The organism is Nonomuraea sp. bgisy101 (assembly GCF_057708945.1).
Genome location: NZ_JBYITD010000048.1, coordinates 34,809 through 46,611, shown reverse-complemented (window position 1 = coordinate 46,611; position 11,803 = coordinate 34,809). Strand labels below are relative to the sequence as shown.

At 70.8% G+C, this 11,803-nt stretch carries 9 protein-coding genes; 1 reads left to right on the top strand and 8 read right to left on the bottom strand.

Annotated elements, in window-relative coordinates:
- Positions 1–7: 7 nt before the first annotated feature.
- From AC3EO4_RS49645 to AC3EO4_RS49635, 3 genes are read right to left on the bottom strand one after another with little or no spacing between them, the layout of a single operon-like run.
- Positions 8–1,234 (bottom strand): VWA domain-containing protein, encoded by a 1,227-nt coding sequence (locus AC3EO4_RS49645; RefSeq protein ID WP_431903021.1) that lies wholly within the window; start codon positions 1,232–1,234, stop codon positions 8–10.
- A complete protein-coding gene (locus AC3EO4_RS49640; RefSeq protein ID WP_379572792.1) occupies positions 1,231–2,499 on the bottom strand; it encodes a hypothetical protein in 1,269 nt (422 codons plus the stop codon). Before AC3EO4_RS49640 ends, AC3EO4_RS49645 begins: the two co-directional genes overlap by 4 nt.
- Positions 2,499–2,972, bottom strand: a complete 474-nt coding sequence (locus tag AC3EO4_RS49635; protein WP_379572793.1) for a hypothetical protein — start codon at positions 2,970–2,972, stop codon at positions 2,499–2,501. The genes AC3EO4_RS49640 and AC3EO4_RS49635 overlap by 1 nt, the downstream gene beginning before the upstream one ends.
- Positions 2,973–3,118: 146 nt before the next feature.
- Here AC3EO4_RS49635 and AC3EO4_RS49630 point away from each other — a divergent pair, with 146 nt between their 5' ends.
- Positions 3,119–4,324, top strand: coding sequence for an aminotransferase class V-fold PLP-dependent enzyme (locus AC3EO4_RS49630; RefSeq protein ID WP_431903019.1), 1,206 nt, complete (start codon positions 3,119–3,121; stop codon positions 4,322–4,324).
- Here the strand turns inward: AC3EO4_RS49630 and AC3EO4_RS49625 are convergent.
- The 5 genes from AC3EO4_RS49625 to AC3EO4_RS49605 form a co-directional block, all read right to left on the bottom strand.
- Positions 4,261–6,408 carry a S9 family peptidase gene (locus AC3EO4_RS49625; RefSeq protein ID WP_379572795.1) on the bottom strand — a complete coding sequence of 716 codons (2,148 nt, stop codon included), beginning with the start codon at positions 6,406–6,408 and terminating at the stop codon, positions 4,261–4,263. The genes AC3EO4_RS49630 and AC3EO4_RS49625 overlap by 64 nt on opposite strands.
- Before the next feature lie 74 nt (positions 6,409–6,482).
- Complete coding sequence (locus AC3EO4_RS49620; RefSeq protein ID WP_379572796.1) at positions 6,483–7,103, bottom strand: class I SAM-dependent methyltransferase; 621 nt, start codon at positions 7,101–7,103, stop codon at positions 6,483–6,485.
- A gap of 30 nt (positions 7,104–7,133) precedes the next feature.
- Positions 7,134–8,252, bottom strand: coding sequence for a PP2C family protein-serine/threonine phosphatase (locus AC3EO4_RS49615; RefSeq protein WP_379572797.1), 1,119 nt, complete (start codon positions 8,250–8,252; stop codon positions 7,134–7,136).
- 219 nt (positions 8,253–8,471) lie between these two features.
- Positions 8,472–9,980, bottom strand: a complete 1,509-nt coding sequence (locus AC3EO4_RS49610; protein ID WP_379572798.1) for a M28 family peptidase — start codon at positions 9,978–9,980, stop codon at positions 8,472–8,474.
- Positions 9,981–10,156: 176 nt separating this feature from the next.
- The gene (locus AC3EO4_RS49605) at positions 10,157–11,659 is read right to left on the bottom strand and encodes a M28 family metallopeptidase (protein ID WP_379572799.1); all 1,503 of its coding nucleotides are present in this window, start codon (positions 11,657–11,659) and stop codon (positions 10,157–10,159) included.
- Positions 11,660–11,803: the final 144 nt, after the last annotated feature.

Here is an 11,803-nt window from a genome sequence, read left to right as displayed (position 1 = left end):
GGGTCTCCTAGGAGAGAAAGCTCTTGAGCTCGAACACAAGTTTGCGAATATGTCCGGAAATTACCGGAGTGCCCAGGTCCTTGAGCTTCTGGCGGAACCATGGGTCCACGCTCGCTTGACCCGAGCTGTTCACCGAGCCGACGGGGATGAACTTCACCCCCGAGCGATGGATCGACTCGAAGTCGGTGATCAGCGACCGGTTGTCGTAGAAGTCGGAGATCCACACCATGACGGTGTTACGAGGATCAGTGATCTTCGGCCTGGCCAGGGCCATCGCGACCGTCCCGTCCGTGCCGCCGCCCAGCGTCGTGCGCAGCAGCACCTCGAAGGGGTCGTTCACCCACGGCGTCAGGTCGAGCGCGCGGGTGTCGTAGGCGACCAGGTGCACGTCCACCTTCGGCAGCCCGGCGAAGATCGACGCGAGGATGGTGCAGTTGACCATCGCGTCGACCATCGAGCCCGACTGGTCGACGACCACGATCATCTTCGCGGGCGTCGTCCTCTTGGCCGTGTGCCGGTAGAACAGGCGGTCGACGTACAGCCGCTCGTCCTCCGGGCTCCAGTTGGTGAGGTTCTTCCAGATCGTCCGCTCGATGTCGAGGTTGCGGAAGACGCGCTTGGGCGGCACCGACCTGTCGATCGTGCCCGTGCTGGTCTTCTCGACCTGGGTGCGCAGCACCTGGGCCACCTCGTCGACGAACCTGCGGATCAGCGCCTTGGCGTTGGCCAGCGCGACGCCCGACAGGTTGGCCTTGTCGCGCAGCAGCTGCTCGATGAGCGACATGCTCGGCGTCAGCTGCTTGGCCAGGTTGGGGTCGTTCAGCACCTCCCTGAGGTGCATGCGCTTGACCAGGTCACCCTCGATCTGGGCGAGCTGGCCCGCCTCGTCGCCGATCAGCTCCTGGTAGCAGGCCGCGTCCTTCTTCCACGTGGCCAGCTGGGTGGCGGTGACCGTACCGGAGCCGGTGTTGAAGACGTTGAGCATCAGCTTGCTGACCAGGGCCGCCTTGCGGACGCTGTCCAGGTCGTGGAGGTTGTCGAGCTGGTCGCGCAGGTCGGGGAAGCGCTGCACGAGGTTGTCGATCGAGATCGACGGATCGAGCAGCGCGGGCGGAAGCCCGAGGTCGTCCACGATGGCGACGCTGGCCGACTCGAGCGAGGGCTGCTCGTCGGGCTCGAACACCCGCGCGAGGAGGCGCCAGTAGAGCACCTGCCTTCTGTTCTCGTCGCTCATTTGCGCAGCAACCGTCCCGCTCGTTCCCTGAGCACGGTCACGGCCTCGCCCGCCTTGGTGGCCTTCGGGCTCAGTGCCAGCTCGGCGTTGTGCGGCGACTTCTTGCCCTTCTGCACCGCCAGCGGCTGCAGGATCCAGCGCCCGCCGTCCCATCGCATGAGCCCGACGCAGGCCGTCGCGCCCGCGGCCAGGTCCGCGGTGACGGGCCCCGCGGTGGTCAACCCCTCGATGGTGTGGTCACTGAGCTTGCCTTCGACCAGCACGGGCTCCGCGATGCGCACGGGGTGCCGCTCCAGCGGCGCCACGCCGGGCGCGACCGCCTCGGGCAGCAGCACCCTGGCCGTCACGAACGGGTCGGCGGGGTCCTTCAGCGTGACCTTGTCCTCCTGCCACAGCAGGTCGCCGCCGCTGAGCAGCGTCAGCCCCTTGACCTCCACCGCGCGCTGCTCGGCCAGCGCCCTCAGCAGCAGCGGGTAGCCGCTGAGCAGCGGCCACAACGCGAGCCCGACGATCGTGTCGACCTTGGCGACGGCGACGCTGGTGCGGACCAGCAGGTTCTGCCCGTCCGCCTCCAGCACCCCGTGGACCTGCACCTGTACGGCGGTGCCGTGCTCCTGCACCTCGACGCCGAGGATCAGCAGCCGGCCCGACACCTCCTCGCCCGCGGCGTCGGGCCAGCCGCCCTGCGACAGCAGCAGGGCCCTCGACCACAGGTCGGCCCACCTCCGCGCGGGCAGCCGCTCCATCGCCGCGACGGGAGAGGAGGCGCTCAGCTCGGCGGCGAGCCCGTCGAGCAGGACGGCCAGGCGGCGCGTGGCGGGCTCGGCCAGCAGCCCCTCGACCACCTGCGAGGAGGCCGACACCAGGTCGTGGTCGACGCCGCGCCAGCCGGTGATGGCCAGCTCGCTCAGCCAGGACCTGCAGCTCTCGTTCGCCTTCGACGCGCCCTCGCCGGGGACGAAGGACGCGCGTTTGCGGCCCAGAGAGGTGTCGAGCTGGTCGAGCAGCGCGTCGTGGACGGCGCCGAGCAGCGCGGACCTGCCGCCTGCCAGCGCCATCAGGTGCTCCTCGGCGACGGAGCCCGTGGCGATCTTCTCGGTCGCCTCGGCCACGCGCGGCCCGATCGGCGTCGTGGCGAGCGCACCCGCCAGCGCTTTCAGCCGCTCTCCTCCGGATCGCGCGAGCCCGTGCGTCAGGGCCTCGTCGATCCCGGTCACGACCTCGAGGGCCTCTTCGACTCCCTGCGGGGGAGCGTCCAGTCGCATCAACGGAACCAATGCATCTCGGGGACGGGCATGGTGGACTCCGGCACTTCCAGGTAGGCCAGGTGGCGCAGAAAGCGGCTGAACACCATGGCCGCGGGAGCCGGCTCGTGGCCGCCCTCCAGCTTGCGGATCAGGCGCTCGCCCTCGCCGACCTCGACGCGCAGGTACCTGGCGACCCGGTCGAGGCCGTACTGCACGATCGCCTCGTCGACGAGCGCCACCAGGTGCTTGCACGGCCCTCCGTACAGGCCGCCGCACGGGCGGTTGTTGTTCGTGCTGCAGTTGAAGTCATGGGTCGTCGCGGCGATCGACGAGACGTACACCCTCGCGATGTCGGACCCGCTCGACACGACGCCCTGCAGCCGCCCGTCCGCCAGTTCGACGAAGGGCACCTTGGCGAGTTTGCGGGGTTGCACGGGCGAGATCACCCGTACGGCACTGCGTATTTCCCACGCGGGACTGTCCGCGTTCACGTCCTCGACCTCCGGCCTTGTCGGCTTGTGGGCGATCAGTGATCCGAGAACTTACCCCATTCCCGATACGTCCGGACACGCTTCTCGATCATGCGATGAGGCCAGTAATGCTACTCTAGGACATGAGAGATCAGGAAAGCGCTTCTGTGCGCACGAAGGAATCGCTTCTCGACATCGCGGCACTCAGGGCCGACACGCCGGGCTGCGAGAAGGTCGTCCACTTCAACAACGCAGGCTGCGGCCTGCTCGCCCGCCCGGTCCTGCGGGCCATGGTCGACCACCTCGACCTGGAGGCGGCGATCGGCGGCTACGAGGCCTCGGCCGCGATGGCCGAGCAGGTCCGCGACTTCTACGCCGCCATCGCCGACCTCATCGGCTGCCGCCCGGAGAACATCGCCTTCGCGGGCAGCGCCACCCACGCCTACACCAAGGCGCTGTCGGCGATCACCTTCGACGCGGACGACGTCATCCTCACCACGCGCAACGACTTCATCTCCAACCAGATCGCCTTCATGGCGCTGCGCAAGCGCTTCGGCGTCAGGGTCGTGCACGCCCCCGACCACCCCGACGGCAGCGGCGTCGACGTCGACGCCATGGCCGCGCTCATGCGCGAGCTGCGTCCCAGGCTGGTGGCCGTCACCCACGTGCCCACCAACTCGGGGCTCGTCCAGCCGATCGCCGAGGTCGGCCGGCACTGCCGCGAGCTCGATCTGCTCTACCTGGTCGACGCCTGCCAGTCGGTCGGCCAGTACCCGATCGACGTCGAGGAGATCGGCTGCGACCTGCTCACCGCCACCTGCCGCAAATTCCTGCGCGGCCCCAGGGGCTCGGGCTTCCTCTACGTGTCCGACCGGGTCCTGCGCGAGGGATACGAGCCGCTGTTCATCGACATGTACGGCGCGCGCTGGGTCGAGGCCGACCGCTACCAGCCGGTCGACACCGCCGCCCGCTTCGAGGAGTGGGAGTTCCCCTACTCCACCCTGCTCGGCTGCGCGGCCGCCGCGCGGTACGCGCTGGCGGTGGGCCTCGAACCCATCTCCCTGCGCACGCCCGCCCTCGCCGCGCGGCTGCGCGACCGGCTGGCCGCCATCCCCGGCGTCCGCACCCTCGACAGGGGGCCGAGCCCGGCCGCGCTGGTCACCTTCGAGGTCGAGCGATGGCGGCCGCAGCCGTTCAAGCAGGCGATGGACGAGCGCGGCATCAACTCGGCGCTCAGCTTCCGCGAGTTCGCCCAGTACGACTTCGCGGACAAGGACGTCGAGTGGGCGCTACGCCTGTCGCCCCACTACTACAACACCGAAGAGGAGGTCGACAGGGTGGCCGCCGCGGTCGCCGAGCTGACCAGGTCCTGATCGGCGCCGCGCGCGGGCCGCTCCAGCCCCAGCGCGCGCCGCAGGAACTCCAGCTGGTGGACCAGGAGGTTCTCCGCCGTCGCCAGGTGCGTGGCACTGGGCAGCGGCAGCACCTCGTGCGGCCTGCCCGCCTCCAGCAGCGCGGCCGACATCCGGAGCGTGTGCGCCGCGACCACGTTGTCGTCGGCCAGGCCGTGCACCAGCAACAGCGGGCGGCTCAGCGACGCCGCCTCCTTGATCGGCGAGCTGCGGTCGTAGGCCTCGGGGTGCTCGTCGGGGTGGCCGAGGTGGCGCTCGCGGAAGTGGGTGTCGTACAGGCGCTGGTCGGTAACAGGGGCACCGGCCACCGCCGCGTGGAAGACGTCGGGGCGGCGCAGGACGGCCATGGCCGCCAGGAACCCGCCGAACGACCAGCCGCGGACGCCCACCTTGGTGAGGTCGAGGCAGGTGCGCCGCCTCGCCGCCTCGTGCAGCCCCTCCACCTGGTCGTCGAGCACGGGCCCCGCGAGGTCGAGGTGGATCTCCCTCTCCCACGCGGGCCCGCGGCCCGGCGTGCCCCTGCCGTCCACCGCCAGGACGGCGAAGCCCTGCTCGGCGAACCACTGTGAGACGTAGACAGGCCACGACAGCGACGCGGTCACCTTGCGCATGGCGGGCCCGCCGTACGGGTCCATCAGCACCGGCAGCGGGCCGTCGGCCGCGCGGTGCCACGACGGCAGGAACAGGGCGGCGCGCAGGGCGCGGGGACCGAGGCTGAGCAGCTCCATCCGGGGGTCGAGCACCGGGCGCTCGGCACGCGAAAGGACCTCGACCTCGCTCCCTTCGCGCAGGACCGTGACGCGCTCGCCCTGCGTCGTGCGGGAGACGAGGACTGTGGAGCCACCCCGGAGGGTGCCGCCGTGGACGCCTGGCCCACCGCTGAGCCGCCGGAGGCCGCGCTCGGGGTCGTGCGCCCACAGGTGCGTCTCGGTCGGCTCGTCCGACGCGGTGAACAGGACGGTCTCACCGTCCACCGCGAGGACCGCGTGGAGCTGGAGCCCGACGGGCGTGACGGGCCGCCCCTCCCGCAGCAGCCTGCGCGTGTCATCGAGGTCGGCGCAGGTCAGCAGCGCGCCCGACGGCGTACGCGTGGGCAGCCCTTCGACGAGCGTCACCCATGCCGCGTCGCGCCGCTCCGAGAGCACCTCGACGGCGCCCGTCTCGGCGTCGACGCCGAGCACCTGGACGTGCCGCTGGTCACGGCTCTGCACGGCGGCGAACGGCCCTGCGGCGTCCCAGCCCGCGGCCGTCAGGTACTCGAACCCCTCCCTGTCCCACCGTACGGCGACGCGCCCGCCGTCCGTTCCCACGATCCACAGGCTCACCTCGGCGTTGGCGGTGCCCACGGACGGGTACCGGATCGCCACCGGCGGCTTGGCGGGATCGGCGGGATCGGACACGTACCAGCGCTGGACGGGAGCGGTGTCCACCCTGGCCACCAGGATCGAACGGCCGTCGGGCGCCCACCAGTGGCCGCGGCGCCTGCCCATGGACTCGGCCGCGACGTGCTCGGCGAGCCCGTAGACGACCTCGGCCCCCTCGGGCACCGCGACCGCGCGATCGCCCGTTCCGTCGGCCTCGACCACCCGCAGCGCGCCGCCGCTGACGTAGGCGATCCGGCGGCCCGCAGGGTCGGGGCGCGGGTCGGCGACCGGCTCGGCGGCGGCGAGGCGCCTGACCTCGCCGTCACGGGTCCTGACCGTCCACAACCGTCCCGAAAGCGCGAAGACGAGAAGGTCGCAGGCGGCGTCGGCCGTGTAGGCGACGATGCCCGACGACAGTACGCGAGCGCGCTCGCGGCGGGCCCGCTCCTCCTGCGACAGCCGCTCCTCCTCACCTTCCAGGAGGACCAGCGGGTCGGCGAGCAGCCGCTCCTCCCCCGTGGCCACGTCCAGCGCCCACAGGCAGGAGACGGGATCGTCGCCCGCCCTGCTGCGCAGGAAGAAGACGGTGGCGCCGTCGGGCGAGACGGTGAGAGCCGCCGGGACGCCGAGCGTGAAGCGCCTGGTGCGGGCGAGCTGGCGGGGCAGTGATGTGATGGTCATTCCACTTCCTTCGTCGTCACGTAGAAAGCAGAATGGCCGCCCCCGTCACGCGGGAAGCGGCCTCACTGGTCATTTCATTTTACCACGGCCCTGACGTAGTACAGCATGGGCGGCAGCGTGCCCCTGCTCTCGATGTCGAACCCGGCCTGCGGGATCAGCTCGTCGATCAGCTCCTCGGGACCGTGCCGCATGGCGTGGGCCGCGACCAGCCCGGCGATCAGCCTGGCCGGCCCGCCGGTCGGCGGGCGGAGTTCGACGATCAGCAGCCTGCCGCCAGGCCGCAGCACGCGGGCCATCTCCCGTACGGCGGCGCCCCGCGCGGCGGCCGGCATGTGGTGCATGGCGAGTGTGGAGACGACGACGTCGAAGGAGGCGTCGGGCAGGTCCAGCGCCTGGCCCTCGCCCACCAGGTAGACGCAGTTGGCCGGGGCCCGCTCCCTGGCGTACCCGATCATCTGCGGCGACGGGTCGACGCCCGTCACCCGCTCGCCCGGGCCGATGAGCGGGGACAGGACCCGGGTCAGGTAACCGGTCCCGCACCCGACGTCCAGGACCCTGTCGCCCGGACGGGCGCCCGACAGCGCCCCGATCCGCGCGAAGACCTCCCTGCGCCGTCCCAGGAAGGCGAGGGACGAGAACAGCTCGTAGGCGCGCGGGTGGTCGATCGTGCCCGCTCCGCCGGCATGCTTGACCATGTCGTCTCCCTGAGGGTCGTCTCCCTGAGGTCATCCCATGAGCGGAGCCGCCGCTCGTCCCCAGCTCTTGAGGTCTCTTCCATACTGACGGAGCAGCAGCATGGCCGCGTCGTCGTGCAGCGGAGCGTCGACATGGGCGACCAGATCGACGCGGAGGGCTTCCAGCGCCGCCTCGGGGGTGTCGTTCTTCAGCAGGAAGGCCCGTTCGGCCAGCGGATAGAACCTGCCCTCCGGGTCGCGCGCCTCGATGACCCCGTCGGTGTAGAGCAGCAACTGGTCGCCAGGGCGGAACCTGACGCGGTACGGCAGGGGCCCCTCGACGTCGAGCACGCCCATGCCGAGGGGCGGCGCCGTCTCCTCGGGCTCGGCGAAGCTGACACGGCCGTCGGCGTGCAGGAGCAAGGGAGCGGGGTGCCCGTAGTTCAGCAGCGTCATCATGCCCTCGGAACTCGCCTCCAGCAGGACGGCGGTGACGAAGTCCTCGCCTTCGAGCCGCCGGTTGAGCGCCTTCTCCAGTCGGGTGCTGACCCCCAGCAGGTCGGGCTCGTCATGCGCGGCCTCGCGGAAGGCGGCCAGGACGATCGCCGCGGTCTCCACCGCCTCCAGGCCCTTGCCCTGCACGTCGCCGACGATCACTCGGACGCCCGTCGGCCCCGTCACGACCTCGTACAGGTCCCCGCCGATGTGCGCGTCGGCGGCGGCCGAGGTGTAGGAGACCGCGACCCGCAGGTTTCCCACCCGCCGCGGCACGGGACGCAGGAGCACGCGCTGGGCCACCTCGGCCACCGAGCGCACGTTGGCCAGCTCGCGTTCGCGCCGCTGCCTGCCCACCGTGGCGACCAGGCTCGCCGCGGTGACGCCCGCGATGACCAGCAGGCTCTGGTAGCTCTGCCGCGACCCGAGCAGGCCGTCGAAGACGGCCAGCAGCAGGGACAGCACCAGCCCGATCACCCCGATGAGGACCGTGCGCCTGACGCTTCCCACGAGGCTGGCGAAGGCCGGGCCGAGCGCCAGCAGGGACAGGAAGTCGAACTCGGGCCCTGACAGCAGGTCGACCACCGTCACGATCCCCATCATGACGTACGGCAGCGCGGTCATGATCAGGTGTGCCGTGCGGTTTCCCGCGGCACCTTCCCCTGGTCCCACCATCGCGCGCCTCCTGACCTCCTGGTCAACCTCCACTCAACCGCCGACCGGACTTTCCATCACACCGCGGCCGTTGTAACAAGCGACAAAGAGAGCGGAAAGCCGCAGCACTGGAGCAGGAACTACCCGGTCAGAAAGGTGATACGCCGGGTCGAGCGCGAACCCGTCGCGGGTGTGGAAGGGCGCCGCCCCACGTCAAAGGGGCGGCGCCGGAAGAACGGGCTACTGGCGGGTTACCTTGACGTCGTCGACACCCGCCTCCACGAGGCTCGCCCCCAGAGCGTCGGCGGCCTCGAACACGATGCGGACGGTCTGCCCCGCGAACGCCGAGATGTCCGCGGTGGAGGCCACCCATCCGCCGTCGCGGTCCGACGCGGCGCCCAGCTGCTGGAACACCGTGCCGGTCGTGGCGCCCACGACCTTGACCCTGAAGAAGTCGGCGTTGGAGGCGTTGCTGCCGTGCGCCAGGTACCACGAGAACGACACGCGCAGCACGCCGCTCGCCGGAAGCGTGATCGGAGGCGACTGGATCGAGGTGAGCCCGCCGTCGACGTCGTGGTCGCCCGCGCTCGCGCCCGCCAGCCGTCCCGTCACCAGGTCGTTGACGCCGCTCACCGTGGTGCCCACCTGCTTGGTGCCGCTGGAACTGGTGGCCTCCGGGTCGCCGCGCTCCCAGAGCCCCGTGGTGGCGGTGTCGGTGCCGCCCGGGTTGGCGGTCCAGCCCGTGGCGGTCTCGAAGTCGTCGGACCAGACGGTCACCGGAGGCACGGCCGTGGCGATCGTCCACACGGCGTGGGCGACCGCGTCGGCGTTGCGGTCCAGCGCCGTGTCGTTGATGTTGGCCGTGGTGTCGCACGACCGGTGGTAGCAGGGGTCGAAGGCCTGTCCAGCCGTACCGCCCCAGAGCTGGGCCTGGGCGCTGGACTTGACGCCCTCGGCGCCGGTGAAGGTACCGCCCGCGGGGATGCCGCGGGAGATGAACGGCCCGTAGTCCGAGCGGCCGTCGAAGTCGGTGCCCCTGGTCGGCACGCCGATCGAGGTGAAGTAGTCCTGCAGCGTCCGCTCCAGCTCGGCCGAGCCCGTCGGGCCGGGACCGGATCCGACGCCGTCGGAGTTGTCGCCGTCGTAGATGAAGTAGCCCGCGTTCGGCGAGCCGACCATGTCGAAGTTCAGGTACGCCTTGATCTTCGCGCGGTCGGCGGTCGACAGGTTGTTGACGTAGAACTGGGAGCCGCGCAGCCCGAGCTCCTCCGCGCCCCACCAGGCGAACCGCAGGTGCTTGGTCGGCTGTAACGCCTGACGCGACACCTCCAGCGCGGTCTCCAGGATCGAGGCACTGCCCGAGCCGTTGTCGTTGATGCCGGGCCCGGCCGTCACGCTGTCAAGGTGCGCGCCGACCATGAGGATGTCGTCGGGGTTGCCGCCCGGCCAGTCGGCGATGACGTTGTAGCCCGTCGCTCCGTTGTAGGTGAACGACTGCAGGACGGTCTGGAACCCGGCCGCGTCAAGCTGGGCTTTGACGTAGTTGGCCGACGCCAGGTAGCCGGGCCTGCCGTGGGCGCGGTTGCCGCCGTTGGCGGAGGCGATGGACTGCAGCTGGCCGAGGTGGGCCTTCACGTTGGCCAGCGAGATGTTGGGCGGCGCCAGGCGGGCGGCCGCCGAGGCGGCCGGGGTGAGGGGGGCGGCGGCCAGCGCGAGCGCGGCGGCCACGACGAGGATGCGGGACTTCATCGGTTCCTCCGTGGGGATGGACAGAGGGTGCGATGGAGGGAGAGCGGTTCCGATGGGACACCGCCCTCCCTCACGGGTGGGGTCAGCTCGCGGCGCTGCCGTCGGCTGCCCGTACGGTCACGGGTGGGGTCAGCTCGCGGCGCCGCCGTCGGCTGCCCGTACGGTCACGGGTGGGGTCAGCTCGCGGCGCCGCCGTCGGCTGCCCGTACGGCGGAGCGGGCCGCCGAGGCGGTCTGCCTGCCGGGGATGTCGCGGATGTTGAAGGCGTAGCGCGCGACGGAGTCGGCGATCGCGTCGGCGTTGACGTCGAGCGCGGTCGCGTTCGCGTTGGCGATGCCGTCGCAGGCCTGGTGGTAGCAGACGTCGTAGGCGACGCCCGCCGTACCGCCGAACATGGCCGCCTCCTCGGCGGTCTTGAGCTGCTCCGCGCCGGTGAAGATGCCGCCTGACGGGATGCCGATCGCGATGAACGGCCCGTAGTCGGAGCGGCCGTCGAAGTCGGTGCCGACGGTGGGCAGGCTGCGGCTGGTGAAGAAGGCCTTCAGCTGCCGCTCGATCTCGGCCGATCCCGGCGGGCCCGCAGGGGAGCCGGTGCCGTCGGAGTCGTCGCCGTCGTACAGCTTGTAGGCGTAGTTGGGCGAGGCGACCATGTCGAAGTTCAGGTACAGCTTGACCTGGTCGCGCTGCGCCTGCGGCAGCTTCTCGACGTACTGGTCGGAGCCGAGCAGGCCGATCTCCTCCGCCGCCCAGAAGGCGAAGCGCACCTTGTTGCGTACAGGGAAGTGCTTCATCTGCAGGGCGGCTTCCAGGATGGCGGCGGACCCTGAGCCGTTGTCGTTGATGCCGGGGCCCTCGGGAACGCTGTCGAGGTGCGCGCCGACCATGACGACGTTGCTCGGGTCGCCGACCCTGGTCTCGGCGATCACGTTCTCGTCGGTGCCGAGCACGAGGGTGGAGTCGACCTTGAGGCGGACGGTGGCGCCCGGCGTGCCCGCCAGCGCTTGGCCGACGGCGAAGTCGGCGAAGACCATCGGGACTCCCGCCCGCCATTCGCCGAGGTCCAGGGGGAAGGCTTCGGTCCTGCCCGGCTGGCCTTCGTTGAAGACGATGATCCCGGAGGCGCCGGCAGTGCCCGCGTTGCGCACCTTGGTGGCGAACGGGCAGGTGCCGCGCTGGATGAGCGCGATCCGTCCGGCGACGAAGCCCGAGAAGTCGGACATCTCGCAGCCACTCGTCGAGGTCGGCGTCGGGGTGGGCGGCAGCGTCAGGTCCACGCCCTGGACCTGCGCGGTGACGTCACCCGCCGGTGAGGGCTGGAAGGTGAAGAAGTCCTCGTTCGGCACGTAGGAGCCCAGCACCGGCGGGGTGTTCTCGGTCCAGGTCTCGACGTAGTTGATCGGCTGGAGCGTGACCTTGTAGCCGGCCTTGCGCAGCTTGCCCGCCACGTAGTCGCGGGAGGCGTCGTAGCCGGAGGTGCCCGCGGCGCGGGTGCCGCCGTTGGCGGTGGCGATGGACTGGAACGCGTCCAGGTGCTTCTTGACGTTGGCGCCCTTGACCTGCTTGACCAGCAGCTTGGCGAACACGTCGTCGACGGGTCCCGCGCTGGCGGGAGGGGACAGCGAGAACGGTAGGGCGAGTGCCGCGGCTACGGCGATGGCCTTGCGGAAGGGTAAGTGCATGAGGCTCCTCCAAGGGACCACGGGTGTGCAAGATCCCCCCGACGCCCTCGGAACGTACCTCTTTTGTAGATACCCGCCTAGGGCCCCAGATTCGGCTTCGTCCACAGGGTGTGGAGAACTCGGGTGGATCGCGCGGGACGGGGC

Excerpts from the sequence above, each read along its gene's own strand:
- AC3EO4_RS49645 (WP_431903021.1), bottom strand. The coding sequence starts at position 1,234 with ATGAGCGACGAGAACAGAAGGCAGGTGCTCTACTGGCGCCTCCTCGCG.
- AC3EO4_RS49640 (WP_379572792.1), bottom strand. The coding sequence starts at position 2,499 with ATGCGACTGGACGCTCCCCCGCAGGGAGTCGAAGAGGCCCTCGAGGTC.
- AC3EO4_RS49625 (WP_379572795.1), bottom strand. The coding sequence starts at position 6,408 with ATGACCATCACATCACTGCCCCGCCAGCTCGCCCGCACCAGGCGCTTC.
- AC3EO4_RS49620 (WP_379572796.1), bottom strand. The coding sequence starts at position 7,103 with ATGGTCAAGCATGCCGGCGGAGCGGGCACGATCGACCACCCGCGCGCC.
- AC3EO4_RS49615 (WP_379572797.1), bottom strand. The coding sequence starts at position 8,252 with ATGGTGGGACCAGGGGAAGGTGCCGCGGGAAACCGCACGGCACACCTG.
- AC3EO4_RS49610 (WP_379572798.1), bottom strand. The coding sequence starts at position 9,980 with ATGAAGTCCCGCATCCTCGTCGTGGCCGCCGCGCTCGCGCTGGCCGCC.
- AC3EO4_RS49605 (WP_379572799.1), bottom strand. The coding sequence starts at position 11,659 with ATGCACTTACCCTTCCGCAAGGCCATCGCCGTAGCCGCGGCACTCGCC.